General features: G+C 69.6%; 25 protein-coding genes. 21 read left to right on the top strand and 4 right to left on the bottom strand.

Annotated elements, in window-relative coordinates; all coding sequences use genetic code 11:
* The first annotated feature begins 52 nt into the window (after positions 1-52).
* From ACQ5BE_RS06505 to ACQ5BE_RS06470, 8 genes are all read left to right on the top strand, one after another.
* The gene (locus ACQ5BE_RS06505; protein WP_430296153.1) at positions 53-991 is read left to right on the top strand and encodes an ABC transporter ATP-binding protein; all 939 of its coding nucleotides are present in this window, start codon (positions 53-55) and stop codon (positions 989-991) included.
* The gene (locus ACQ5BE_RS06500; RefSeq protein WP_430296152.1) at positions 984-1,883 is read left to right on the top strand and encodes an ABC transporter permease; all 900 of its coding nucleotides are present in this window, start codon (positions 984-986) and stop codon (positions 1,881-1,883) included. Before ACQ5BE_RS06505 ends, ACQ5BE_RS06500 begins: the two co-directional genes overlap by 8 nt.
* Positions 1,884-1,888: 5 nt before the next feature.
* The gene (locus tag ACQ5BE_RS06495) at positions 1,889-2,710 is read left to right on the top strand and encodes an ABC transporter permease (RefSeq protein ID WP_430296297.1); all 822 of its coding nucleotides are present in this window, start codon (positions 1,889-1,891) and stop codon (positions 2,708-2,710) included.
* A 212-nt stretch (positions 2,711-2,922) separates the two neighbouring features.
* A complete protein-coding gene (locus ACQ5BE_RS06490; RefSeq protein WP_430296151.1) occupies positions 2,923-3,456 on the top strand; it encodes a hypothetical protein in 534 nt (177 codons plus the stop codon).
* Between the two features lie 9 nt (positions 3,457-3,465).
* Positions 3,466-4,293 (top strand): exodeoxyribonuclease III, encoded by an 828-nt coding sequence (locus ACQ5BE_RS06485; RefSeq protein ID WP_430296150.1) that lies wholly within the window; start codon positions 3,466-3,468, stop codon positions 4,291-4,293.
* 20 nt (positions 4,294-4,313) lie between these two features.
* Positions 4,314-5,360, top strand: a complete 1,047-nt coding sequence (gene trpS / locus ACQ5BE_RS06480) for a tryptophan--tRNA ligase (RefSeq protein WP_344299530.1) — start codon at positions 4,314-4,316, stop codon at positions 5,358-5,360.
* 4 nt (positions 5,361-5,364) lie between these two features.
* Positions 5,365-5,961 (top strand): 2'-5' RNA ligase family protein, encoded by a 597-nt coding sequence (locus ACQ5BE_RS06475; RefSeq protein ID WP_430296148.1) that lies wholly within the window; start codon positions 5,365-5,367, stop codon positions 5,959-5,961.
* A complete protein-coding gene (locus tag ACQ5BE_RS06470) occupies positions 5,912-7,051 on the top strand; it encodes a YihY/virulence factor BrkB family protein (RefSeq protein ID WP_430296146.1) in 1,140 nt (379 codons plus the stop codon). Before ACQ5BE_RS06475 ends, ACQ5BE_RS06470 begins: the two co-directional genes overlap by 50 nt.
* An 84-nt stretch (positions 7,052-7,135) precedes the next feature.
* On the opposite strand, the gene ACQ5BE_RS06465 is transcribed toward ACQ5BE_RS06470, so the two are convergent.
* From ACQ5BE_RS06465 to sdhC, 4 genes are read right to left on the bottom strand one after another with little or no spacing between them, the layout of a single operon-like run.
* A complete protein-coding gene (locus tag ACQ5BE_RS06465; protein WP_344299533.1) occupies positions 7,136-7,915 on the bottom strand; it encodes a succinate dehydrogenase iron-sulfur subunit in 780 nt (259 codons plus the stop codon).
* The gene (gene sdhA / locus ACQ5BE_RS06460; RefSeq protein WP_413250326.1) at positions 7,915-9,714 is read right to left on the bottom strand and encodes a succinate dehydrogenase flavoprotein subunit; all 1,800 of its coding nucleotides are present in this window, start codon (positions 9,712-9,714) and stop codon (positions 7,915-7,917) included. The genes ACQ5BE_RS06465 and sdhA overlap by 1 nt, the downstream gene beginning before the upstream one ends.
* Before the next feature lie 26 nt (positions 9,715-9,740).
* Entirely contained in the window at positions 9,741-10,223 is a 483-nt protein-coding gene (locus ACQ5BE_RS06455; RefSeq protein WP_430296144.1) for a succinate dehydrogenase hydrophobic membrane anchor subunit, read from the bottom strand.
* Position 10,224: 1 nt separating this feature from the next.
* Complete coding sequence (gene sdhC / locus ACQ5BE_RS06450) at positions 10,225-10,605, bottom strand: succinate dehydrogenase, cytochrome b556 subunit (protein ID WP_208711964.1); 381 nt, start codon at positions 10,603-10,605, stop codon at positions 10,225-10,227.
* Between the two features lie 249 nt (positions 10,606-10,854).
* Between sdhC and ACQ5BE_RS06445 the strand changes: the two genes are divergently transcribed.
* From ACQ5BE_RS06445 to ACQ5BE_RS06385, 13 genes are all read left to right on the top strand, one after another.
* The gene (locus ACQ5BE_RS06445) at positions 10,855-11,994 is read left to right on the top strand and encodes a mannose-1-phosphate guanylyltransferase (protein WP_430296143.1); all 1,140 of its coding nucleotides are present in this window, start codon (positions 10,855-10,857) and stop codon (positions 11,992-11,994) included.
* Positions 11,995-12,053: 59 nt separating this feature from the next.
* Positions 12,054-13,253, top strand: a complete 1,200-nt coding sequence (locus ACQ5BE_RS06440) for an amidohydrolase (RefSeq protein WP_430296141.1) — start codon at positions 12,054-12,056, stop codon at positions 13,251-13,253.
* 153 nt (positions 13,254-13,406) lie between these two features.
* Positions 13,407-14,519 (top strand): BMP family lipoprotein, encoded by a 1,113-nt coding sequence (locus ACQ5BE_RS06435; protein WP_430296139.1) that lies wholly within the window; start codon positions 13,407-13,409, stop codon positions 14,517-14,519.
* 123 nt (positions 14,520-14,642) lie between these two features.
* Positions 14,643-16,223: an ABC transporter ATP-binding protein gene (locus ACQ5BE_RS06430; protein WP_430296137.1), complete on the top strand. Its 1,581-nt coding sequence runs from the start codon at positions 14,643-14,645 to the stop codon at positions 16,221-16,223.
* Positions 16,216-17,496 (top strand): ABC transporter permease, encoded by a 1,281-nt coding sequence (locus ACQ5BE_RS06425; RefSeq protein ID WP_430296136.1) that lies wholly within the window; start codon positions 16,216-16,218, stop codon positions 17,494-17,496. The genes ACQ5BE_RS06430 and ACQ5BE_RS06425 overlap by 8 nt, the downstream gene beginning before the upstream one ends.
* Positions 17,493-18,956 (top strand): ABC transporter permease, encoded by a 1,464-nt coding sequence (locus ACQ5BE_RS06420; protein WP_430296135.1) that lies wholly within the window; start codon positions 17,493-17,495, stop codon positions 18,954-18,956. Before ACQ5BE_RS06425 ends, ACQ5BE_RS06420 begins: the two co-directional genes overlap by 4 nt.
* The gene (locus tag ACQ5BE_RS06415; protein ID WP_430296134.1) at positions 18,943-19,380 is read left to right on the top strand and encodes a cytidine deaminase; all 438 of its coding nucleotides are present in this window, start codon (positions 18,943-18,945) and stop codon (positions 19,378-19,380) included. Before ACQ5BE_RS06420 ends, ACQ5BE_RS06415 begins: the two co-directional genes overlap by 14 nt.
* Positions 19,377-20,711, top strand: a complete 1,335-nt coding sequence (locus tag ACQ5BE_RS06410; RefSeq protein WP_430296133.1) for a thymidine phosphorylase — start codon at positions 19,377-19,379, stop codon at positions 20,709-20,711. The genes ACQ5BE_RS06415 and ACQ5BE_RS06410 overlap by 4 nt, the downstream gene beginning before the upstream one ends.
* A gap of 95 nt (positions 20,712-20,806) precedes the next feature.
* Complete coding sequence (locus ACQ5BE_RS06405; RefSeq protein WP_430296295.1) at positions 20,807-21,541, top strand: DedA family protein; 735 nt, start codon at positions 20,807-20,809, stop codon at positions 21,539-21,541.
* A 45-nt stretch (positions 21,542-21,586) separates the two neighbouring features.
* Positions 21,587-22,729, top strand: coding sequence for an adenosine deaminase (locus ACQ5BE_RS06400; protein ID WP_430296132.1), 1,143 nt, complete (start codon positions 21,587-21,589; stop codon positions 22,727-22,729).
* Between the two features lie 28 nt (positions 22,730-22,757).
* Positions 22,758-23,480, top strand: a complete 723-nt coding sequence (locus tag ACQ5BE_RS06395; protein WP_430296131.1) for a MazG nucleotide pyrophosphohydrolase domain-containing protein — start codon at positions 22,758-22,760, stop codon at positions 23,478-23,480.
* A 149-nt stretch (positions 23,481-23,629) separates the two neighbouring features.
* Positions 23,630-24,910 carry a phosphopyruvate hydratase gene (gene eno / locus ACQ5BE_RS06390; RefSeq protein ID WP_208711973.1) on the top strand — a complete coding sequence of 427 codons (1,281 nt, stop codon included), beginning with the start codon at positions 23,630-23,632 and terminating at the stop codon, positions 24,908-24,910.
* A 167-nt stretch (positions 24,911-25,077) separates the two neighbouring features.
* Positions 25,078-25,674, top strand: coding sequence for an FtsB family cell division protein (locus ACQ5BE_RS06385; RefSeq protein ID WP_430296130.1), 597 nt, complete (start codon positions 25,078-25,080; stop codon positions 25,672-25,674).
* The last annotated feature ends 6 nt before the right edge of the window (positions 25,675-25,680 follow it).

Raw genomic sequence — 25,680 nt, 5'->3', positions numbered from 1 at the left:
TAGAGTGCGAGAGGTGTCACGCTGTGGTGCCATGCAACTCGGGGGGAGTGCAGTGGGAGAGGCGACGAGCAATGCCGTCATCTCGGCACGCCACCTGACGAAGTCCTTCGGCGAGGTCACAGCGGTCGACGGCATCTCCTTCGACGTCGCCGCCGGCGAGTCCTTCGGCCTGCTCGGGCCCAACGGCGCCGGCAAGTCCACGACGATGCGCATGATCGGCGGAGTGAGCCAGCGGACCTCGGGGCAGCTCACCATCATGGGCATGGACCCCGAGCTGCAGGGCCCCGAGGTGCGCGCCCATCTCGGCGTCGTGCCCCAGCAGGACAACCTCGACGAGGAACTCCGCGTCCGCGACAACCTCATCATCTACGGCCGCTACTTCGGCCTCCCCACCGCGTACCTCAAGCGCCGGGCCGACGAACTCCTCGCCTTCGCCCAGCTCGAGGACAAGGCCGCGGCTCGCGTCGATTCGCTGTCCGGGGGCATGAAGCGCCGCCTGACGATCGCCCGTTCGCTCGTGAACGAGCCGACGATCCTCCTCCTCGACGAGCCCACCACGGGCCTCGACCCCCAGGCCCGGCACGTCCTGTGGGACCGGCTGTTCCGCCTCAAGGAGCAGGGGGTCACGCTCGTCCTCACGACCCACTACATGGACGAGGCCGAGCAGCTGTGCGACCGGCTCATCGTCGTGGACAAGGGCCGGATCATGGCGGAGGGGTCGCCGCCCGCGCTCATCCGCGAGCATTCGAGCCGCGAGGTTCTCGAGCTGCGGTTCGGCGCGGAGCGCAACGCCGCGGTCCTCGGGGAACTCGGGGGGGTGGGGGAACGCACCGAGCTGCTCCCGGACCGCGTCCTGGTCTACACGCACGACGGCGAGTGGTCCCTCGAGCAGGCCCGGGCGAGGGGGCTGCGGCCGCTCACCTCGCTCGTGCGCCGCGCATCGCTCGAGGACGTATTCCTCCGGCTGACGGGCCGGTCGCTCGTTGACTGACCAGCGCGCACGGGCCGGAGGCCGTCCAGCCGCGCGGGACACCCGCGCCCGGCACCGCTCCAGCCTCGTGCGCGCGCACGGCCCCGGCGTCTCGGCCGCCAAGGCCAGACGCTGGGGCGCCCTGTACTTCGCCGAGCACATGCTACGCAGGATGCGCGCCTACCTCGTCACCATCGTCGTGACCAGCGTGGGCAACCCGCTCCTGTACCTCTTCTCGATGGGCGTGGGGCTGGCCACGATCGTGGACCGGTCCGGCACCGGCTCCGCGGCGTTCGACGGCGTCGGGTACCTCGCGTACGCCGCCCCCGCACTGCTGGTGTCCAGCGCCGTCCTGACGTGCGCCAACGAGATGATGTACCCGGTGATGGACGGCTTCAAGTGGCGCCGCGTCTACTACGGGCCGCACGTGACCCCGCTCGCCCCGGGCCAGCTTGCGACGGGCCACATCCTCGCGGTGGGCGTCCGGCTGCTGGTCCAGTGCCTCGTGTTCTTCCTCATCATGCTCGCGTTCGGCGCGGCACCAGGCCCGTGGGCGTTCCTGCTCGTGCCGCTCGGCGTCCTCACCGGGATGGCGTTCGGCGCCCCGGTCATGGCCTACTCCGCATACATCGAGAAGGAGAACTTCCAGTTCTCCATGATCCAGCGCTTCGTCATCATGCCGCTGTTCCTGTTCTCCGGCACCTTCTATCCGCTCGGGACCATGCCCGCGGGAATGCAGTGGATCGGCTGGATCTCGCCCCTGTGGCATGGGAACCAGCTCGCGCGCATCGCCTCGTACGGCCTCAGCCTCCCCGTCTGGCTCGTCGGCGTGCACCTCGGCTACCTCGCCGCGCTCGGGGTCCTGGGAATCTGGTGGGCGCGCCGGAACTACACGAGGAGGATGAGCACGTGACCCTCATGGCCAACCGCTCCGGCGCCACTGCTGCCGGGCGGGGCCCGCTCGGGGGGCTGTACGCGGGGAACGCGCGCGCCGTCGTCGAACGCGGATTCCGCGTGATCAAGAGCCAGAACTGGATCATCCTCGTCTCCGGGTTCTTCGAGCCGGTGTTCTACCTGCTGTCCATGGGGGTCGGCCTGGGCTCCCTGGTCGGCACGGTCGAGGGGCCGGGAGGGACGCTGATCTCGTACGCCGCGTACATCGCGCCGGCCCTGCTCGCAGTCTCGGCAATGAACGGCGCCATCTACGACTCGACGTGGAATGTGTTCTTCAAGATGCACTTCGGCAAGCTCTACCAGGGCATGCTGTACACGTCGCTGGGGCCGCTCGACATCGCCATGGGGGAGATCCTCATGGCGCTCTTCCGCGGCTTCCTGTATGCGCTGGGCTTCACGGGAGTCATGGCGGCCATGGGACTGATCACGACCCCCTGGGCCCTCCTCCTCGTGCCGGCGTCGGTCATGGTGGCGTTCGGGTTCGCGTCGTTCGGGATGGCGGTGACGAGCTACATGAAGACCTTCCAGCACATGGATCTGATCACCTTCGTCATGCTGCCGATGTTCCTCTTCTCCGCGACCTTCTATCCGCTCTCGGTGTACCCGAAGCCGATCCAGTGGATCGTCGAGGCGTTCCCCCTCTGGCACGGTGTGGAGCTGATGCGGCAGATCAGCGTAGGCGTCTTCACGGGCTCGACCTGGGTCCACCTCCTCTACTACGCAGGCATGATCCTCTGCGGAGTCGCCTTCACGACTCTCCGGCTGCGGGCCCTCTTCCTCCGCTGACGCCGAGGTCACCCCGTGTGGCGCCGAGGTCACCTCCTCTGCACCCGAGGTCACCCCGTGTGGCGCCGAGGTCACCCGGTGCCGCTGTCAGCGGGGGTGACTTCGCGCTCACAGGGGGTGACTTCGCGCTCACAGGGGGTGACTTCGCGCTCACAGGGGGTGACCTCGGCGGGCGGGACGGGGGCGCCTACCGTGTCTGGAAGAATGGGGGCATGCAGAGTCTCGGCCCCCAGAACCCGTCCATCCAGTCCGGCGCCGGTGCCCAAGCCCGCCGTGGGGGAGGCTTCAGGATCGGTGCGCTGGGCCTGTCGGTCCTCGTCCTGGCCTTCCTCGTCGCCGTAATCTTCGCCGCCAACCAGAACGATGTCATCGGCTGGATCGTGGTCATCGTGTCCTTCGGCTGGCTCGCGTTCGCGACGTTCGTTTTCCTGACGGTCCGGAGCGCGGGGCGCCGCGCCCAGGAGCGCTTCGAGCGCGCGGCCGAAAAGCTGACCGGCCGGGCGCCGTCGCTCGCCGGGACTGCAGGGGAGGCGCGCTCGGTCGACGACGTCCGCGACCTCAAGCTCGACCATTCGTTCAAGATCATCCAGGTCCAGGAGCGCGTGATCCGGGAGCACCTCGGGGGCGACCCCGAGATGGTGGCGCGTGCCCTCGAGACCATCCAGATCACGGCGTCGAACGCCCGTGACATGCTCCGTCCCGACGATGACACTCCCGTCTCCGGGACCGTCGTCGACGAGGGGTAGAGTGACTAGGTGAGTTCCACGGAGGCGGCCCCCAAGGACGGGGCTGTGCGCATCGCGACTGTCAACGTCAACGGGCTCCGCGCGGCGTGGCGCAAGGGCATGCCGGAGTGGCTGGAGCCGCGGGACGTCGACATCCTGTGCCTGCAGGAGGTCCGCGCACCCGACCCGACCGTCCACGAGTGCTTCGACGGCTGGCATGTGCTCCACGCGGAAGCGGACGCCAAGGGGCGCGCGGGCGTGGCGATCGCCTCGCGCGAGACGCCCACCGAGACCCGCATCGGGATCGGCGACGACTACTTCGCGACCGCCGGCCGCTGGATCGAGGCGGATTTCGCGCTCGACGGCGGGCGGCAGCTCACGGTGGTGAGCGCCTACGTCCATTCCGGCGAGGTCGGAACCCCCAAGCAGGATGACAAGTTCCGCTTCCTCGACGTCATGCTCAAGCGGCTCCCGGAGCTGGCGGAGTACTCCGACTACGCGCTCGTGGTCGGGGACCTGAACGTGGGCCACACCCCGCTGGACATCCGCAACTGGAAGGCAAACCAGAAGCGGGCCGGCTTCCTGCCTGAGGAGCGGGCCTATTTCGACCGCTTCTTCGGCCAGGAGATCGGGTGGCGGGACGTGCACCGGGACCTGGCCGGGCAGGTCGACGGCCCCTACACCTGGTGGTCCCAGCGCGGCAAGGCGTTCGACAACGACGCCGGGTGGCGCATCGACTACCACATGGCGACGCCGGCCCTCGCGGACGTGGCGCGGAACGCCGTCGTGGACCGCGCGAGCGCGTGGGACACCCGATGGTCCGACCATGCCCCCCTCGTGATCGACTACAAGCTCTAGACCCCGGAAGCGCCTACTCCATGACCTCCAACGCTCCCGCCGCCCGCCAGCGGCTCCTGTCCGGCATGCAGCCCTCGGGCGACTCGCTCCACCTGGGCAACTATCTCGGCGCCCTCGTGAACTGGGTCGCGCAGCAGGATGAGTACGACTGCTTCTACTTCATCCCCGACCTCCACGCGATCACGGTGCCGCAGGACCCCACGGAGCTGCGCCACCGCACCCGCCTCACCGCGGCCCAGTACATCGCCGGCGGGATCGACGTCGAGAAGTCCACGCTGTTCGTGCAGTCGCACGTCCCGGAGCATGCCCAGCTCGCGTGGGTCCTCATGTGCCTCACCGGCTTCGGCGAGGCCTCCCGCATGACGCAGTTCAAGGACAAGTCCGCCCGGCACGGCCACGACGCCGCGAGCGCCGGCCTCTTCACGTACCCGATGCTCATGGCGGCGGACATCCTCCTGTACAAGCCGTACGGCGTGCCGGTCGGCGAGGATCAGCGGCAGCACCTCGAGCTCGCCCGGGATCTGGCCCACCGCTTCAACACGCGCTTCGGCGAGACCTTCACCGTCCCAGAGCCGCTCATCCCTCGCACCTCGGCCAAGATCTACGACCTCCAGAACCCGACGGCGAAGATGTCCAAGTCCGCCGAGTCGCCGAACGGACTGATCAACCTCCTCGACGATCCGAAGGTGACGGCGAAGCGGATCAAGTCCGCGGTGACGGACGCCGAGACGGAGATCCGCTTCGACCGCGAGGCGAAGCCCGGGGTCTCGAACCTCCTGAGCATCTACTCGACCGTCACGGGGCGCAGCATCCCCGAGCTCGAGGCCGCATACGAGGGCAAGATGTACGGCCACCTCAAGGTGGACGTGGCCGAGGCGGTCGTGGACACGCTCGCCCCGATCAAGGCCCGCACCGAGGAACTGCTCGAGGATCCGGCCGAGCTCGACCGGCTGCTCGCCGTCGGTGCCGCCAAGGCCCGTGAGATCGCCGTGCCGGTCCTCGCCGAGGTCTACGAGCGCGTCGGCTTCCTGCCCGCACTGGCTCCGGCGGCTGCGGCCCTCGCCTGAGGCCATGCCGGACTTCGAGGAAGGCACCGAGCCCGACGGCGTCGCCCCCGCCGGCCCGACGAGTCCTCTCGTCGGGGTCATCCTGGGATTCCCTGACCGGGTCGCCGCGGAGCTGCGGGCCTGGCGGGCCTCGTTCGGCGACCCGATGGCCGAACTCATCCCGGCGCACATCACGCTCGTGACCACGACGGCGACCGACGACTGGGACGCGGCTGTCCGCCACGTCCGGTCGGTGGCGCGGCGTGCCCGCCCGTTCACGGTGGGGCTTAAGGGGACCGGCTCGTTCCGCCCCGTCTCTCCCGTGGTGTACCTGAACGTGCTGGATGGGTTCGACCAGTGTGTCCGGCTGCATGAAGAGCTCCAGCAGGGGCCGCTCCAGCGGGAGCTCCCGTTCCCCTACCACCCGCACGTGACGGTCGCCCACGACGTGCCCGCGGAACGCCTCGACGAGGCAGAAACCGCCCTCGGGTCCTACTCCGAATCCTTCACGGTGGCTAGCATGGGCCTGTACGAGCACGACGCCGACGGATTCTGGCAGCTGAGGGAAGAGCTTGACTTTGGCACAGGAGCAGCGAAGACCCAGGGGCCGGACGCCGGCTGACGATCCCCTCCCGACCGAACGGGCCAAGCTCCTTCTGGACGTGCTGCACAAGCGGCAGGACGTCGGACGGGCCCGGCGCGAGGGCGGCCTGCCGAGGCAGGCCCTCGCGATCGTGATGTGGACCGTGGCGAGGATCAAGGCGCTGCTGCCCGTGAGGGCCTTCCAGCAGTACTCGCTCCAGCACGGCCCCCTCATGAGTGCCGGCATCGGCTTCAACATGTTCTTCTCGATCTTCGGCCTCCTCGCCACGGGGTTCTCCTTCGCGGCCCTCGTCCTGGCGGGCAACCCGGGGCTGCTCGACACGGTTGTCCAGAACGTGGCGAAGGCGGCGCCGGGCCTCCTGAAGGTCGACGGCGGCGACGGCCTCGTCGATCCCCAGCAGCTCCTCAACCCCACGGGCCTGAGCGTCACCGCGATCATCGCGACCGTCGTCACCATCTTTTCGTCGCTGGGCTGGATCACCGGACTGCGCGACGGCCTCCGGGGCGTCCTGGGCTTCGGCCCCATCAGGGCGAACCCGATCCTCGTGAAGCTGCGGGACATCGGCACGCTCCTGCTCCTGGGCGTCCTCCTCGTGCTGACCTCGGCCGTGAGCGTCGTGTTCACGGCGGCCTTGGACTACATTGCCGAGCAGCTGAGGATCGACGGCGCGTTCGTGAGGCCGGTCGGGTGGGCGGTGGGACTCGCCGTGCCGCTCGCCCTCAACATCCTGACGGCGTTCATCCTGTTCCGCTTCGCGGGCTGGCTCCGGATCTCCCGCAGGGCACTCATCGAGGGGACCATCCTCGCGGGCGTCGGGACGTCGATCCTCCAGGTCTTCAGCACTCAGCTGCTGGCCCGGGCCGGGTCCAACCCGCTGCTTGCGCCGTTCGCGATCGTGGTAGGCCTCCTCATCTGGTTCAACCTCGTGAGCCAGGTGTACCTGGTCTCGGCGGCGTGGAGCGCGGTCCGGGAGGCCGACTTCACCGCGGCTACCCGCCACGCCGAACGGCATCCGGAGGCGTTCGGTTCCGGCCGCCCGGCGCTCCACGCCTCGGCAGCGTGGATCGCCTCACTCAGGGGAGGCAGGCGGCGGGCCGCGGCGCGCTGAGCCGCGGCGCGGCTGTGCCCGAGATGCGCGAGGGGCGCCGCTTCGTCAGAAGCGGCGCCCCTCGCTCGTGGGAGAGCTGGAACCTCAGAACTGGCGGGCCAGGATGGCCTGCTTGACCTCTGCGATCGCCTGTGTCACCTGGATGCCGCGCGGGCACGCCTCGGTGCAGTTGAAGGTCGTGCGGCAGCGCCACACGCCCTCCTTGTCGTTGAGGATCTCGAGGCGCATGTCGCCGGCGTCGTCACGCGAGTCGAAGATGAAGCGGTGCGCGTTGACGATGGCGGCGGGGCCGAAGTACTGCCCGTCCGTCCAGAACACGGGGCAGGACGACGTGCACGCGGCGCAGAGGATGCACTTGGTGGTGTCGTCGAACCGCTCGCGGTCCTCGATCGACTGGATGCGCTCCTTCGTGGGCTCGTGGCCCTTGGAGATGAGGAACGGCATGATCTCGCGGTAGGACTGGAAGAACGGCTCCATGTCCACAATGAGGTCCTTCTCGACCGGAAGGCCCTTGATGGGCTCGACCGTGATCGGTTTGGACGTGTCGAGGTCCTTCAGGAGCGTCTTGCACGCGAGGCGGTTGCGGCCGTTGATGCGCATGGCATCGGAGCCGCACACGCCGTGCGCGCAGGAGCGGCGGAACGAGACCGAGCCGTCGTGCTCCCACTTCGCCTTGTGGAGGGCGTCGAGCACGCGGTCCGTGCCGTACATGGTCAGCTTGAAGTCGTCCCAGCGGACCTCGTCGGAGACCTCCGGGTCGTACCGCCGCACGCGGAGTGTGACGTCGAAGCTCGGAACCGAGCCGCCGCCGGCCCCTTCGGGGAGTTCGACCTTGGATGCGGGTTCGGCAGGTGCAGCAGTCATCAGTACTTACGCTCCATGGGCTCGTAGCGGGTGAAGATGACGGGCTTGGTCTCGAGCCGGATACCAGCCACGCCGTCGGGTGAGGACTGCGCCGTGACGGACGGGTCCTTGTACGCCATCGAGTGCTTCATGAAGTTCACGTCGTCGCGCTCGGGGAAGTCCTCGCGGTAGTGGCCGCCGCGGGACTCCTTGCGGTGGAGGGCGCCGACCGTCATGACCTTGGCGATCTCGAGCAGGAAGCCGAGCTCCACGGCCTCGAGGAGGTCGAGGTTGAAGCGCTTGCCCTTGTCGCCGACCGAGATGTTCCGGTAGCGCTCCTCGAGCACGGCGATGTCGCTGAGGACCCGCTCGAGGGAGTCCTTGTCGCGGAACACCTGCATGTTCGCGTCCATGGTCTCCTGCAGATCGCGGCGGATGTACGCGACGCGCTCGGTGCCGTTGGAGTTCCGCATGCCCTCGAGGAGGGCCTCGGTGTAGCCCGCCGGGTTCTCGGGCAGCTCGACGTAGTCGGCCGTCTTCGAGTACTCGGCAGCGTTGATGCCGGAGCGCTTCCCGAAGACGTTGATGTCCAGGAGCGAGTTGGTGCCGAGGCGGTTCGACCCGTGGACGGACACGCACGCGACCTCACCCGCGGCGTACAGGCCGGGGATGACGGTGTCGTTGTCCTGGAGCACTTCGCCCTTGATGTTGGTCGGGATGCCGCCCATCGCGTAGTGCGCGGTGGGGTAGACCGGGACCGGGTCGGTGAAGGGCTCGACGCCGAGGTACGTGCGGGCGAACTCCGTGATGTCCGGGAGCTTCGCCTCGATGTGCTCGGGCTCAAGGTGCGTCAGGTCGAGGTAGACGTAGTCCTTGTTCGGGCCGGCACCGCGGCCCTCGCGCACCTCGTTGGCCATGGCGCGGGCGACGATGTCGCGCGGCGCGAGGTCCTTGATGGTCGGCGCGTAGCGCTCCATGAAGCGCTCGCCCTCGGAGTTGCGCAGGATCGCGCCCTCACCGCGTGCGCCCTCGGTGAGGAGGATGCCGAGGCCGGCGAGGCCGGTCGGGTGGAACTGGAAGAACTCCATGTCCTCGAGCGGGATGCCGCGGCGGAACGCGATGCCCATGCCGTCGCCTGTGAGGGTGTGGGCGTTCGAAGTGGTCTTGAAGACCTTCCCGGCGCCACCGGAGGCGAAGACGACCGACTTGGCCTGGAAGATGTGGAGCTCGCCCGAGGCGAGGTCGTAGCTCACGACGCCGGCCACGCGCTTCTGCTTGTACGGCGTGCCGTCCTCGCGGGTCGCGTCCTCCTCGGTCAGGAGGAGGTCGAGCACGTAGTACTCGTTGTAGAACTCCACGTTGTGCTTGACGCAGTTCTGGTAGAGCGTCTGGAGGATCATATGGCCCGTGCGGTCGGCGGCGTAGCAGGCGCGGCGCACCGGCGCCTTGCCGTGGTCGCGGGTGTGGCCGCCGAAGCGGCGCTGGTCGATCCGGCCCTCGGGGGTGCGGTTGAAGGGCAGGCCCATCTTCTCGAGGTCGAGGACCGCGTCGATGGCCTCCTTGGCCATGACCTCGGCAGCATCCTGGTCGACGAGGTAGTCGCCGCCCTTGATGGTGTCGAAGGTGTGCCACTCCCAGTTGTCTTCCTCGACGTTCGCGAGGGCTGCGCACATGCCGCCCTGGGCGGCTCCCGTGTGCGAACGGGTGGGGTACAGCTTGGTCAGCACGGCGGTGCGCGCGCGCTGGCCGGACTCGATGGCTGCCCGCATGCCGGCGCCGCCGGCGCCGACGATCACCACGTCGTATTTGTGGACCTGCATGCTCTGATGCTCTCTTTCCGGGGGACTTACGAGGCGGGGCAGTAGTCGGCGACGTGGCGGACGCCGTCGATCACCGGGCACGGGTCGAACGTGAAGATCACGAGGGTGCCGAGGATGATGATGAGCGCGGACGCCGCGTAGAGGACCACCTTGAGCCAGAAGCGCACCGCGTCGCGCTCGGCGTAGTCGTTGATGATCGTGCGGACGCCGTTGGTGCCGTGGAGCATCGCGAGCCAGAGCATCGCGAGGTCCCAGAACTGCCAGAACGGGTCAGCCCACTTGCCCGCGACGAAGCCGAAGTCGATCGCGTGGATGCCCTCGCCGACGAGGAGGTTGACCGTGAGGTGGCCGAAGATGAGGACCACCAGGACGATGCCCGAGAGGCGCATGAACAGCCACGCGAGCATCTCGAACTGGGTCCTGGGGCTGCGCGAGCGCTTGTACTGCGGCGCGATGCGTCCGCTGACGGACGTGGCGCGGGGCTCGGGGATGACAGGCAGGGCGCTCATATCAGTGGCCTCCCAGCGCGAGCGAGAGATGGCGGATGGCGAAGCCGGCGAAGGCGATCACCCAGATCACGAGGACGGCCCACAGCATCTGACGCTGGTACTTGGGGCCGCTCTTCCAGAAGTCGACGAGGATGACTCGCAGGCCGTTGAAGGCGTGGAAGAGGATGGCGGCGACGAGGCCGGTCTCGCCGAGGGCCATGAGCGGGTTCTTGTAGGCGCCGATGACGGCCGTGTACGTCTCGGGGGACACGCGCACCAATGAGGTGTCCAGGACGTGCACCAACAAGAAGAAGAAGATGACGACGCCGGTGACCCGGTGTCCGACCCAGGACCACATGCCTTCACGGCCGCGGTACAGGGTGCCAGCTGGTTTTGTCGGCACTGAATAAACCTCCCTGCGGGCACCGGTGCCCGCATGGGGCCCATGCGGAGGGGGCTACCGGTGCGCCAGCTGCCCTGCAGGACGCAGGGCGCGCTCTTCTCGAGCTCCAGCCTAAATCTAGACTTCGCCCACAGCTTACTCAATTTGGGTATTTGGTCCTGTGCAGAGGCGTGGTAATGGTCACAGTCGGGCGCGCTGCATGCCGTCGGGGTCGTCGGCGCCGGGAGCGACTGACTTAGAGTTAGGGCGATGAAACTCTCTTCTGCTGCGCCCGGATCGGTCCTCGACCGCTTCGTGGCCGTGATCCCCGCCGGCGGCGTGGGGACGAGGCTCTGGCCGCTGTCCCGTGCCGCCGCCCCGAAGTTCCTCCACGACCTGACGGGCTCCGGCAGCACCCTCATCCGAGCGACGTACGACAGGCTCGCCCCGCTGGCCAACGGCCGGTTCCTCGTCGTGACCGGCCTGGCCCATGAGGCCGCCGTCTGCCGGCAGATCCCCGAGCTCGACCCGTCTGATGTCGTGCTCGAGAGCGAGCCGAAGGACTCCGGGGCGGCCATCGGACTGGCCGCGGCCATCCTGTATCGCCGGAACCCGGACATCATCATGGGCTCCTTCGCGGCGGACCAGGTCATCAGCCCCGACGACGTGTTCCAGGCCGCCGTGCGCGAGGCGGTGTACACCGCCGCCGCGGGCGAGCGCGGGAAGATCGTCACCATCGGCATCGAGCCCACTCACCCCTCGACCGGCTTCGGGTACATCCGGGGCGGCGAGGCGCTGGACGTCGAGGGCGCCCCGAGCGCCCGCGCGGTCGCGGAGTTCGTCGAGAAGCCCAGCCGTGAGGTCGCCGAGAAGTACCTGGCGTCGGGGGAGTACCTCTGGAACGCCGGGATGTTCGTCGCCCCCGTGAAGCTCATGCTCGAGCACCTCGCGGCGAACCAGCCGGTCCTCTTCGAGGGGCTCACCGAGATCGCCGCCGCGTGGGACACCCCTGACCGGGACGAGGTCACCGCACGGGTGTGGCCCACGCTGCCGAAGATCGCGATCGACTACGCGGTGGCCGAGCCCGCAGCGGCAGCCGGGGACGTCGCCGTCGTGCCCGGCGCGTTCCGCTGGGACGACGTGGGTGACTTCGCCGCGATCGGCCGGCTCAACAGCGCCCGCGAGGTGGACGCCGTCACCGTCATCGGCGAGGGTGCCCGCGTCTTCACCGAGGACGCGAGCGGGATCGTGGTCTCCGACACGAAGCGCGTCATCGCGCTCATCGGCATCGAGGATGTCGTCATCGTCGACACGCCGGACGCGCTGCTCGTGACCACCAAGGAGCACGCGCAGAAGGTGAAGAACGCGGTCGCCGGGCTCAAGGCCAGCGGCGACACCGACGTGCTGTAGAAGCGGTCGGCCGGGGCGGCAATCACTGGTGCACAGCACGGTGACGCTAGAGTGAACGGGTGCGAAACTACACGACAGAGGCGGAGCCGACCCCGCTCGTGGGTCCCCGGCTCGAGGGGTTCCTGGACGAGCTGATCGCGTTCCGCCGGGACCTCCACGCCCATCCCGAGCTGTCGTTCCATGAGTACCGCACCACCGACCGCATCGTCGCGCGCCTCGAGGCGGCGGGGCTCAGCCCGAAGCGGCTCGAGGGCACCGGCGTCGTGGTGGACATCGGGAGCGGACCCATCGCCACGGCCATCCGGGGCGACATCGACGCGCTCCCCATCATCGAGGAGTCGGGGCTGCCGTTCGCGTCCCGCAACCACGGCGTGACCCACGCCTGCGGACACGATGTGCACACGACGGCGGCGCTCGGCTCCGCCCTCATGCTCGCCGAGCTGGACCGCGAACGGCCCCTCCGGGCCACGGTCCGCGTCCTGTTTCAGCCGGCGGAGGAGACCATGCCCGGCGGCGCCCTCGCGTGCATCGACCAGGGCGTGCTCTCCGGGGTCCCGCGGATCGTCGCGCTGCACTGCGACCCGCGCATCGACGTCGGCAGGATCGGCACGCGCATCGGGCCGATCACGTCGGCTTCGGACACGATCAGGATCGAGCTGACCGGCCGCGGGGGGCACACCTCGCGCCCGCACCTGACCGAGGACCTCGTCTTCGCCCTGTCCCAGATCGCGATCAACGTCCCTGCCGTCCTCTCCCGCAGGGTGGACGTGCGCAGTGGCGTGTCGATGGTGTGGGGCCAGATCTCCGCAGGCTCCGCGCCCAACGCGATCCCGGCGTCGGGCTCGATGGCCGGCACCATGAGGTGCCTCGACCGGGAGGCGTGGCACAGCGCGGGCGAGCTCCTCGACGAGGTCGTCCAGCAGGTCGCCGCACCCTATGGCGTCGACGTGAGCCTCGAGCACACCCGGGGCGTGCCTCCGGTGGTCAACTCGGAGCACGAGACGGCGCTCATCGAGGCCGCAGCGCGTGCCGAACTGGGGGAGGACGCCGTCGTGCTCACTCCCCAGTCCATGGGCGGGGAGGACTTCGCGTGGTTCCTCGCGGAGGTCCCGGGCTCGATGTTCCGCCTTGGGACCCACACCCCCGGCGGGGAGGAGTACGACCTCCACCGCGGGGACCTCGTGGTCGACGAGCGGGCCATCGGCTACGGCGTGCAGGTCCTCACGGCGACGGCGCTGCGGAGCGTCCGCGACCTCTGAGACGGGCGTAGCCGCCACCGGCGCGGGCCTCGTGCGGCACAGGTAACGAATCGCCAACGATTGCCTGTCCGCTGGCGCCGCCGCCTATGTGAAGGATTCGTTTGGCGAGTAGGTTGTGAGTCGTACCACGCGCCCGCGTCTCTGGAGGACTCCATGAACCCCACACGTTTCCGTCTGCCCAAGGCCGGATTCGCCGGCGTCGCCGCTGCCGGTGCCGCCGCGCTCGTGCTTGCCGGATGTGGTCAAGCGCCCTCGAGCGGGGGCTCCTCGGGCAGCGCCTCGGCCTCGAACTACCTCGGCTGCATGGTCTCCGACTCCGGGGGCTTCGACGACAAGTCCTTCAACCAGTCCGGGTACGAGGGCCTGCAGAAGGCGGCCAAGGACCTCGGCATCCAGGAGAAGCACGTCCAGTCCAAGGCGGACACCGACTACGACCCGAACCTGCGCTCGATGGTCCAGGCTGGCTGCAAGCTCACCGTGACGGTCGGCTTCCTGCTCGGCGACGCGACGAAGAACATCGCCACCGCCAACCCGAACAGCCACTTCGCCATCATCGACTTCGCGGACCCGTCGTTCCCGAAGAACGTCAAGCCGATCGTCTACGACACTGCCCAGGCCGCCTTCCTCGCGGGCTACCTCGCCGCCGGCACCTCCAAGACGGGGAAGGTCGCGACCTTCGGCGGCCTCAACATCCCCACCGTGACGATCTTCATGGACGGGTTCGCGGACGGGGTCAAGTACTACAACCAGAAGAAGAACAAGAACGTCCAGGTCCTCGGCTGGGACAAGGACAAGCAGGACGGCACGTTCGTGGGCGACTTCAAGTCGATCGACAAGGGCAAGGTCCTCACGCAGGGCTTCCTCCAGCAGGGCGCGGACATCATCCTCCCCGTGGCCGGCCCGGTCGGCGCCGGAGCAGGCTCCGCCGTCCTCGACGCGAAGAAGGCCGGGACCGACGCGAAGCTCATCTGGGTCGACTCGGACGGCTATCTCACGGCCCCCGACTACAAGTCGGTGCTCCTCACCTCGGTCCAGAAGACCATGGCCAACGCGGTCGAGTCGGTGATCAAGGACGACAAGGACGGCAAGTTCGACTCCACCCCGTACGTGGGCACCCTCGAGAACGGGGGAGTGGCACTCGCGCCGTACCACGACCTGGACTCGACGGTCCCCTCCGACCTCAAGAGCGAAGTCGACCAGCTCAAGAAGGACATCATCTCGGGCTCTGTCAAGGTGACCTCGAAGTCCAGCCCGGTCTCCAAGTAGCCGCAGGGCTGCGTCCGTCAGCATCCAGCACGAGCGCCGCGCCGTCCGCCCTCACGGGCGGGCGGCGCTGGCATGATGGGCAGTGACGCTGGCCCCACCCACGCGAAGGGGATGGTTCCACCCGTGAAACTCGAACTGCGCGGCATCACCAAGCGCTTCGGCACGTTCGCCGCCAATGACCACATCGACCTGACCGTCGAGGACTCGCAGGTGCACGCACTCCTCGGCGAGAACGGGGCCGGCAAGTCGACCCTCATGAACGTCCTGTACGGGCTGTACGAGCCCACCGAGGGCGAGATCCTCGTGGACGGCCGCGCCGTGTCCTTCCGCGGGCCGGCGGACGCGATGGCCGCCGGGATCGGGATGGTGCACCAGCACTTCATGCTCGTGCCGGTCTTCACCGTCGCCGAGAACGTCGCCCTCGGCGCCGAGTCGACGAAGGCGGCGGGCTTCCTCGACCTCGAGGCGACCAGGAAGAGGATCCGGGAGATCTCCGCCCGCTACGGGTTCGACGTCGACCCCGACGCGCTCGTCGAGGACCTCCCCGTCGGGGTCCAGCAGCGCGTCGAGATCATCAAGGCGCTGGTCAGGGACGCCAAGGTGCTCATCCTCGACGAGCCGACTGCCGTCCTGACGCCCCAGGAGACGGACGAGCTCCTGGCCATCATCGGCGAGCTCAAGGCTTCCGGCACGTCGATCATCTTCATCTCCCACAAGCTGCGCGAGGTCAAGGCCGTCGCCGACGTGATCACCGTGATCCGCCGCGGCCGGGTGGTGGGCGACGCCGCGCCGTCGGCCGCCCCCGCGGAGCTCGCGACGATGATGGTCGGCCGGCCCGTCATCCTCACCCTCGACAAGGCACCCGCCGAGCCGAAGGACACCACGTTCTCCGTCCGGGACCTCACGGTCGCCGCGCCCAACGGGCAGCGGGTGGTCGACGGGGTCACCTTCGACATCGCCCAAGGCGAGATCCTCGCCGTCGCCGGTGTCCAGGGGAACGGCCAGACGGAGCTCACGGAGGCCATCCTGGGGCTCGCGAAGCACGCGACCGGCTCGGTGGTCCTCGACGGCAAGGAGCTGCTCGGCCGGTCCGTCAAGCACATCCTGGAAGCCGGGGTCGGGTTCGTCCCGGAGGACCGCTCCCACGACGGCCTCGTCGGCGCGTTCAGCGTCGCCGAGAACCTCGTCCTCGACCTCTACGACAGGGCGCCGTTCGCCAGAGGGCTCGCGATGAGGCCCTCGCGCATCGCCGCCCAGGCCAAGGAGAAGATCGAGGAGTTCGACATCAGGACGCAGTCGGCAGACGTGCCGGCGTCCTCGCTCTCGGGCGGGAACCAGCAGAAGGTCGTCATGGCCCGCGAGCTGTCCCGGCCCCTGCGCCTCTTCATCGCCTCCCAGCCCACCCGCGGGGTCGACGTCGGCTCCATCGAGTTCCTGCACCGCCGCATCCTCGCCGAGCGGGACCATGGGACTCCCGTGATGATCGTCTCGACGGAGCTCGACGAGATCATGGAACTCGCCGACCGCATCGCGGTCCTGTACCGCGGGCGGCTCATGGGCGTCGTGGACGCCGGCACACCGCGCGACGTCCTCGGCCTCATGATGGCCGGGATGAACGCCGAGGAGGCGCGCGCAGCCGCAGCCCAGGAGACCGAGCAGCCCCCGCCGGCCGGCGACCACACCCGAGGAGAGACGCATGGCTGAGACCCGAAACGCCCCGGAGTCGGCGCAGGGCCCGCGGCCGGTCCCCGCGCCCGAGGCTCCTGGCCGGCACGACGAGGAGTCTGTCTTCCGGCGGATCGTCACGGGGACGCCGATGGTCTCGCTGCTCTCGGTGGTCCTGGCCATCGTGATCGGCGGCGTCCTCATGGCGGTGACGAACCCGAAGGTCGCCACGGCGGCGGGCTACTTCTTCGCCCGGCCGTCCGACACCATCTCCGAGGTCCTCCGGCCCTACGCGGCACTCGTCCAGGGGTCGATCTTCAACTGGGAGGGCACCGACGCTGCGGCGATGTTCTATCCTCTCGCCGAGACCCTCACCGTCTCGGCACCGCTCATCTTCGCGGGCCTCGGCGTCGCCATCGCGTTCCGCGCAGGCCTCTTCAACATCGGCGCCCAGGGCCAGCTGATCTTCGGCGCCCTGTTCGGGGCCTATGTGGGGTTCACGTGGCATCTGCCGGCCGCTGTGCACCTGCCGCTTGTGGTGCTCGCGGGGATTGTCGGCGGTGGCCTCTGGGGCGGCCTCGTCGGCTTCCTCAAGGCGCGCACCGGCGCCCACGAGGTCATCGTCACGATCATGTTCAACTACATCGCGAGCTTCCTCCTGCTGTTCCTCCTGACGCAGCCAGGCTTCCAGCGCTCCGGCTCGACGAACCCGATCTCCCCGTTCCTGGATGAGACAGCCCTCTTCCCCGCGCTCCTCGGACCGCAGTTCCGGCTGCACGCGGGGTTCATCCTCGCCATCCTCGTCACGTGGGTGGTGCGGTGGATCCTGTCCCGCTCCACGACCGGCTTCGAGTTCCGTGCCGTGGGCGCCAATCCGAACGCCGCGCGGACCGCCGGGATCAACGTGAACCGGGCCACGGTGCTCGTCATGGCCCTCGCCGGCGCACTGGCGGGGCTCGCCGGGATCGCCCAAGTCTCAGGCACCGAGAAGTACCTCTCCGCAGGCGTCGCGGCGTCGATCGGCTTCGACGCCATCACGGTGGCGCTCCTTGGACGTTCGACGCCGTGGGGCACCTTCTTCGCGGGCCTCCTGTTCGGCGCCTTCCGGGCCGGCGGCGTCTCGATGCAGGCCGTCACGCAGACGCCGATCGACATCGTCCTCGTCATCCAGTCGCTCATCGTCCTGTTCATCGCGGCCCCGCCGCTCGTGCGCGCCATCTTCGGCCTCAACCCACGCCGGAAGAAGCGGGACGGCACCGCGTCCCCCACCCCCACCCCGGCCGCCTCGGGCCAGAGCGGAGCCGCGTCATGACCGCCACCACGTCAGCGCCTCGGTCTGCCAGTGAGAGCGCCCTGGCGGGGGGCGGGGCGCTCGTGAGCCGGAAGACCGCTGTCGGCCTGTCCATCCTCGCGGTGGCCGGGACGCTGATGTTCGGCGTCCTCTCGGGCAGCAAGAACGCTGCCTTCGGCCTCGTCGACACCGGGGGCGAGGCATCGATGGTCGCGGCGTGGCTTGCGTTCGCCGTCGCCCTCGCCGCCGCCGGCTGGTTCGGCTACCTGTGGTACCGCCAGCGCCGCACCCCGGCGCGCTGGGTTCCCGGCGCCTTCGCGGCGGCCGTCGTCGTCTTCGTCCTGTCCATCCTCGGCGTCGCGAACGTCACGCTGATCACGCTCAGCGCGCCCGTTGTCGGGTGGCTCACCGCGGTGATCATGCTCGCGGTGGCCGGGTACTCCGTGTGGCTCACCGTCCGGTCGCGTACGACGCCGCGCTGGGCCACCGCCGTCTTCGCCGTCGCCTTCCTGGTGGGCTTCCTGACCTGGATCGTGGCCGGCGGCGCGGCCGAGACCCCCTACATCTCGCTCGCCGGCCTGCTCGCCGGCGCGGTCACCCTCGCCGTCCCGCTCGTGTTCGGGTCGCTTTCGGGCGTCCTGTGCGAGCGCTCCGGGATCGTGAACATCGCGATCGAGGGACAGCTCCTCATGGGCGCATTCAGCGCCGCCGTCGGGGCGACGATCGCCCAGAACGTCTACGTGGGCCTCGTCTCCGCGGCGGTTGCGGGAGCTCTCGTCTCCCTCGTCCTGGCCCTCGTGAGCATCAAGTACCTCGTGAACCAGATCATCGTCGGCGTCGTGCTGAACGTCCTGGTGGTGGGGCTGACCAACTTCCTCTTCTCGACGCTCCTGACGGAGAACCCCGAGGGGCTCAACAAGCCCCCGCACCTGGGCAGCATCGCGATCCCGGTCCTCGCCGACGTCCCCCTCATCGGGCCCATCCTGTTCCGCCAGTCGCTCGTGGGCTATCTCATGTACATCGCGGTGATCGTGGTCTACCTGGGACTGTTCCACACCCGGTGGGGCCTGCGGGTCAGGGCGGTCGGGGAGCACCCGCAGGCTGCGGACACGCTGGGCGTCAACGTCAACCGGACCAGATTCTGGAACACCATCCTCGGCGGAGCGGTTGCGGGGATTGGCGGATCCTTCTTCACGCTCGTGGCGGTGGATGCCTTCAGCAAAGAGATGTCTGCCGGCCGCGGCTACATCGCCCTGGCTGCGCTCATCTTCGGACGCTGGAACCCGATCGGCGCGTTCCTGGCCTCGCTGCTGTTCGGCTTCGCGGACAACCTGCAGAGCATCATCACGATCATCGGCTCGCCGGTGCCGAGCCAGTTCATGGCGATGCTCCCGTACGTCGTCACGGTCTTCGCCGTGGCCGGGCTGGTGGGCCGCTCGCGCCCGCCGGCCATGGAAGGCATCCCCTATGTCAAGCAGTGAGCCCCGCGTGGCCGGCCACCGGATCGACTGGGACGCCCTCACGGCCGCGGCCAGCGAGGCGATGGCCGCGGCCTACGCGCCGTACTCGAGGTTCCCGGTGGGCGCCGCGGCGCTCGTGGACGACGGGCGCACCATCACGGGCTGCAACGTCGAGAACGCCTCCTATGGCCTCACGCTCTGCGCCGAGTGCACGCTCGTGGGCCAGCTCCAGCTCGGTGGAGGCGGACGCCTCGTGGCCTTCGTGTGCGTCGACGCAGAGGGCACAGTCATCATGCCCTGCGGGCGCTGCCGCCAGCTCCTCTACGAGTTCCGTGCGCCCGGCATGCGCCTGCTGACGGTGAGCGGGGAACGCTCCATGGACGAGGTCCTCCCGGACGCCTTCGGGCCGCAGGACCTCCCCGACGACCGGAAGGACACCACGTGACCCTGCCAGAAGCCGCAGCCGAGGCACACGAGCCGCACGACGCCGTCGACGTCATCCGCGCCAAGCGCGACCGGGGCGAGCTCACCGACTCACAGATCGACTGGGTCATCGACGCCTACACACGCGGTGCAGTCGCCGACGAGCAGATGTCCGCCCTCGCCATGGCGATCCTCCTGAACGGGATGACCCACCGCGAGACGGCCCGATGGACGACGGCGATGATCGCCTCAGGCGAGCGCCTCGACTTCTCCTCGCTGCGGACACCCTCCGGCGGACAGCGCCCCACGGCGGACAAGCATTCGACCGGAGGAGTGGGCGACAAGATCACGCTCCCGCTCGCCCCGCTCGTCGCCGCGTTCGGTGTGGCCGTGCCCCAGCTGTCCGGAAGAGGCCTCGGCCACACGGGCGGGACGCTGGACAAGCTCGAGTCGGTCCCGGGCTGGCGCGCCTCTCTCACGAACGCCGAGATGATGGCCCAGCTCGACGGGGTCGGCGCCGTCATCTGCGGCGCGGGCGCGGGGCTCGCGCCGGCCGACAGGAAGCTCTACGCCCTCCGGGACGTCACCGGGACGGTCGAGGCCATCCCGCTCATCGCCTCCTCGATCATGAGCAAGAAGATCGCCGAGGGAACCGGCGCGCTCGTCCTCGACGTCAAGGTGGGCTCCGGCGCGTTCATGAAGGACGAACAGTCCGCCCGCGAGCTGGCCCAGACCATGGTCGCGCTGGGCCAGGATGCGGGGGTGAACACGGTGGCGCTCCTGACCGACATGGGCACCCCTCTCGGCCTCACGGCCGGCAACGCCATCGAGGTCGAGGAGTCCGTGGAGGTGCTCGCCGGCGGCGGCCCCGAGGACGTCGTCGAGCTCACCGTCCGGCTCGCCGAGGAGATGCTCGCCGCGGCGGGGGTGCGCGGCGCCGATCCCGCCGCGGCGCTCAAGGACGGCCGCGCGATGGACGTCTGGCGCCGCATGATCTCCGCCCAGGGCGGCGACCCCGACGCGCCCCTGCCACGGGCCAAGGAGTCCGAGACCGTCTACGCGCCCGCCGACGGGACGCTGGTGGGGCTCGATGCCCTCGCGGTGGGCGTCGCCGCGTGGCGGCTCGGAGCCGGCCGGGCGCGGAAGGAGGACGCCGTCCAGGCGGGAGCGGGCGTGCGGCTGCATGCCAAGCCCGGCGCGTCGGTCCGCGCCGGCGAGCCGCTGATGACCCTCCTGACCGACACCCCCGAGCGCTTCGATCGCGCCAAGGAGGCCCTCGAAGGTGCCGTGACTATCGCCCCGGAGGGGGCGCGCCCGGGACGGAGGCTCATCATCGACCGCATCGCCGGCTGAGCCGCGCCCCTCGCCTACGCCTCAGGACGGGTGACGGCGCGCCGGGCCGCGTGCGACACTGGACTGACCGATATTCGCGAGGAGTCCCCGGCATGCTGGAAAGCATCAATGAAGTGATTCTCCATGCCGCCGGGCAATGGTGGATCTACCCCATCCTGCTCGTCTTCTTCTTCATAGACGGCTTCGCGATGGTGGCTCCGAGCGAGACGCTCATCGTGGCGCTCGCGGCCTACTGGCGCCACAGCGGTGAGCCCAACCTCTGGATCCTCGGGCTCACGGCGCTCGTCGGCGCGATCGCCGGCGACAACATGGCGTACATGCTCGGCCGGAAGATCGGCACCGAGCGGTGGAAGTGGATGCGCCGGCCCAAGGTGCAGAAGGTCTTCGGCTGGGCACGCCACGAGCTCGACAAGCGCGGCGCGGTGCTGATCTTCACCGCGCGCTACATCCCGTGGGGCAGGGTCGCAGTCAACTACGTCTCGGGCAGCACGGGGTTCAGGCACCGCACGTTCTTCCTGCTCGACGCGTTCGCCTGCCTGACCTGGGTCGGCTACTCGCTCGGCGTCGGCCTGCTGGCGAGCTCCTTTCCCTGGCTGCACCACAACCCGCTGCTCAGCGTCGTCGTGGCGGTCGTCTTCGCGCTCGTCCTCGGCGTGGCCCTCGACCACTCGATCACGCTGTTCCACCGCTGGCGCGACACCGTCGATGCTCGGAAGGCGGCGGCCCGCGCCGCCGCGGACCACGAGCGGGAGCTGCGCGAGCACCCGCACGCCCACGCCGACGACTACGCTCCGCGGGAGCACGAGAGTTCCACCACGCCGCGCGAGTAGCGCGCCGTCTGGCCCGCGGGTCGGGGCTTCTCTAGAGTTGAGCCCGTGACTGAGCCGAACATCGACGCCGCCCCGGACCTGACCTTCGACCTGCGGAACCTCCCGAAGGTCTCCCTGCACGACCACCTCGACGGCGGCCTCCGCCCCGCCACGATCATCGAACTGGCCGCCGAGGTCGGCCACGAGCTGCCGTCCACGGACGCGGTCGCCCTGGGCGCATGGTTCCGCGAGGCCGCCGACTCCGGCTCGCTCCCGCGGTACCTCGAGACCTTCGACCACACCGTTGCCGTCATGCAGACCGCGTCCGCGCTCCGCCGGGTGGCACGCGAGTTCGTGGAGGACCTCGCGGACGACGGCGTGGTGTACGGCGAGGTGCGCTGGGCGCCCGAGCAGCACCTCGCCAGGGGACTCACGCTCGACGAGGCTGTCGAAGCCGTCCAGGCTGGCCTCGAGGAGGGCGTCGCCGCGGTCGAGGAGACCGGGCGCGTCATCGCCGTCGGCCAGCTCATCACCGCCATGCGCCACGCCGACCGTGGGATGGAGATCGCCGAGCTCGCCGTGCGCCACCGGGACCGCGGCGCGGTGGGCTTCGACATCGCCGGCGCCGAGGACGGGTTCCCGCCGTCGCGCTTCGCGGAGGCCTTCAGGTACCTCGCGCAGAACAACTTCCCAGCCACGGTCCACGCCGGCGAGGCTGCCGGGCCCGAGAGCATCCAGTCCGCGCTCGTGGACGGGCGCGCGGTGCGGCTGGGCCACGGCGTCCGGATCGCCGAGGACATCGCCGTCGAGGCGACCGACGAGGTCGACGAGGACGGCGTGCCGATCCTCGACGTGACGCTCGGGCAGCTCGCCGCCTGGGTCCGCGACCGTGGCATCCCGCTCGAGCTGTGCCCGTCCTCGAACCTCCAGACCGGGGCCATCTCCCAGTGGGGAGAGGACATCCTCGACCACCCCTTCGACATGCTGTATGAGCTGGGCTTCAACGTGACCGTCAGCCCCGACAACCGGCTCATGAGCGGGGTGAGCCTCACGGACGAGTTCCAGCTCCTCGTCGAGGCCTACGACTACGACCTCGACGACCTCCTCGAGCTCACGCTCAACGCGGCCGAGGCGGCCTTCCTGCCCCTCGAGGACCGCGAGGACCTCGTGGAGTACATCAACGAGGCCTACTCGAACCTCTCCAGCTAGCGCGCCCTGGCGAGGAAATGAGCCAACCGTGAGCGCCGCCGTCGACCGTCTCGTCGAGGTGATCCGCCTCCTCCGCGAGCACTGCCTCTGGACGGCCGCGCTCACGCATGCCTCCCTTGTGACGTACCTCGTGGAGGAGTCGTACGAGCTCGTGGAGGCCATCGAGGATGGGCATCCCGAGGAAGACCTCAAGGGAGAGCTCGCCGACGTCCTGCTCCAGGTCGTTCTGCACGCCGAGATCGCGCGGGAGCGCGGAGCCTTCGACCTCGACGCGGTGGCGGAGGCGCTCACGGAGAAGATGGTGCGCCGCAACCGGCACGTCTTCACGCCCGACGGCGGCCTGCAGCCGAGCTTCCCGGCCACGGTCGAGGAGATCATCGCCTCGTGGGACGAGGCGAAGCGCGCGGAGAAGGCGGCACTCGCCGAGGGAACCGCGGACGACGGCGACGCCTCGCCGCACCTTGTCGGCCCCACCGCGCTCGAGGGGCTTCCGCGGCACCTTCCGGCGCTCGCCCTCGCGGACAAGGCGCTCGGGCGGGCGGAGCGGCGTCGTGCGCTCGACGGGGTGACTTCGGCGTCAGAGGGGGTGACCTCGGCGTCAGAGGGGGTGACTTCGGCGTCAGAGGGGGTGACTTCGGCGTTCGGGACGGAGGAGGAACTCGGGGACTTCCTGCTCGGCGTCGTGCAGGCGGCCCGGGCGCGAGGGCTCGACTCCGAGCGGGCGCTGCGCACCGCCGTCGGGCGTCTCTGAGCGCCGGCAGCGGGCCCGAGCCGCCCGCGGAGGGCAGGCGTCACATGGTCGCGGGCCAGCTGGGGGCCGACTAGGCTGGGGACGACACCGTGGTCACCCCTGGTATCACCACCTTCGAAGTCAGCACGTTTCCACCAAGGAGCACATCCATGGCGCTTATCGATGCCATCCACGCCCGCGAAATCCTGGACTCCCGCGGCAACCCGACGGTCGAGGTCGAGGTCCTGCTCAGCGACGGCTCCCTCGGGCGCGCGGCCGTCCCCTCGGGCGCATCGACCGGCGAATTCGAGGCTGTGGAGCGCCGTGACGGCGACAAGGGCCGCTACCTGGGCAAGGGCGTCCAGCAGGCGGTCGAGGCGGTCCTCGACCAGATCGCCCCGGCGCTGAACGGCTTCGACGCGACTGACCAGCGTGCCATCGACCAGGCGATGATCGACCTGGACGGCACCGCCAACAAGTCCAACCTCGGCGCGAACGCCATCCTCGGGGTCTCCCTCGCCGTCGCCAACGCCGCTGCGGACTCGGCCAACCTCCCGCTCTACAAGTACCTGGGCGGCCCGAACGCGCACGTGCTGCCCGTGCCGCTCATGAACATCCTCAACGGCGGCTCCCACGCCGACTCCGACGTGGACATCCAGGAGTTCATGATCGCCCCGCTCGGCGCCGAGACCTTCTCCGAGGGCCTCCGCTGGGGCGTCGAGGTCTACCACAGCCTCAAGGGCGTCCTGAAGGAGAAGGGCCTCTCGACGGGCCTGGGCGACGAGGGCGGCTTCGCCCCGAACCTGCCCTCCAACCGCGCGGCCCTCGAGCTCATCACGGAGGCCATCCAGAAGGCCGGCTACACCCCCGGCAAGGACATCGCCCTCGCCCTCGACGTCGCCTCCTCGGAGTTCTTCGAGAACGGTGCCTACCAGTTCGAGGGCAAGTCCCTCTCCGCCTCCGAGATGAGCGCGTACTACGCCGAGCTCGTCAACGACTTCCCGCTCGTCTCCATCGAGGACCCGCTCGACGAGAACGACTGGGAGGGCTGGAAGATCCTCACCGAGAGCATCGGCGACAAGGTCCAGCTTGTGGGCGACGACCTGTTCGTGACCAACCCGGAGCGCCTCCAGCAGGGCATCGACGCGCGCACGGCCAACTCGCTGCTCGTGAAGGTGAACCAGATCGGTTCGCTTACGGAGACGCTCGACGCCGTCTCCCTCGCCCAGCGCTCGGGCTACACGACCATCACCTCGCACCGCTCCGGCGAGACCGAGGACACGACCATTGCCGACATCTGCGTGGCCACCAACGCCGGCCAGATCAAGACCGGTGCCCCGGCCCGCTCCGAGCGCGTGGCCAAGTACAACCAGCTCCTGCGCATCGAGGAGGAGCTCGACGACGCCGCCCGCTACGCGGGCCGCAGCGCCTTCCCGCGCTTCAAGGGCTGAGTCACCCTCGCCGGCCGAGGACTCGGCCAGCTGAACGGAACCTAGGAGTCCGGCACCCGCCCGGGGCCCTGCACGGATTCGCCGGCCGCGGCGGCTATGGTGGAAGACACCATGGCCGCCGCGGCCGGTTGTGCATCCGGCGGCCCCGTCCCACGTCAGGAGCGCCCATGGCCACGCGTCGACCGGCGGTGCCCCGCACCCCCGGCACGAAGCGCAGGCCGCCCGCGCCCGCGACCGGCGGCCCCACCGGCGGCCCCGTCCCCAAGGACACTGCCCGCCCGAGCGCAGCCGCGCCGAAGGCCGCCTCCGGGTCGTTGGCGTCGTCGTCGCGCGCCACTGCGGCGCCGTCAGGACGCGCCGCGACCTCGGCAGCGGAGGCGCCCGTCCCGGCCCGGGCGTTCTCGGGCCGGATCCTCGCACTCGCCGTCGTGCTCGTCGCGATCACGGTCATGCTCGCGCCGACGGTGCGGGTGTTCCTGAGCCAGCGTGCCGAGATCAGCTCGCTCGAGCAGGACATCGCGGCAAGGAAGACCGAGCAGGACGGGCTCCGCCAGTCGATCTCGCGGTGGGAAGACCCCAACTACGTCAAGCAGCAGGCCCGCGACCGCATTAACATGGTCATGCCCGGCGAGACGTCCTACTGGGTGTTCGGCGACGTCGGCTCCACCTCGCCGGCAGCCGGGAGCCCGGCGTCCCAGAGCGGTGGAGACCGTCCGTGGGCCGAGGGCTTCTGGGACTCTTTCGTCCGTGCCGCCACGGAGTGAGCAGCT

The sequence above is a fragment of the Sinomonas sp. B1-1 genome (assembly GCF_050474465.1).
Classification (GTDB): Bacteria; Actinomycetota; Actinomycetes; order Actinomycetales; family Micrococcaceae; genus Sinomonas; species Sinomonas flava.
Note: the sequence above shows the minus strand (reverse complement) of the source record. Positions and strands in the feature narration are given on the sequence as shown.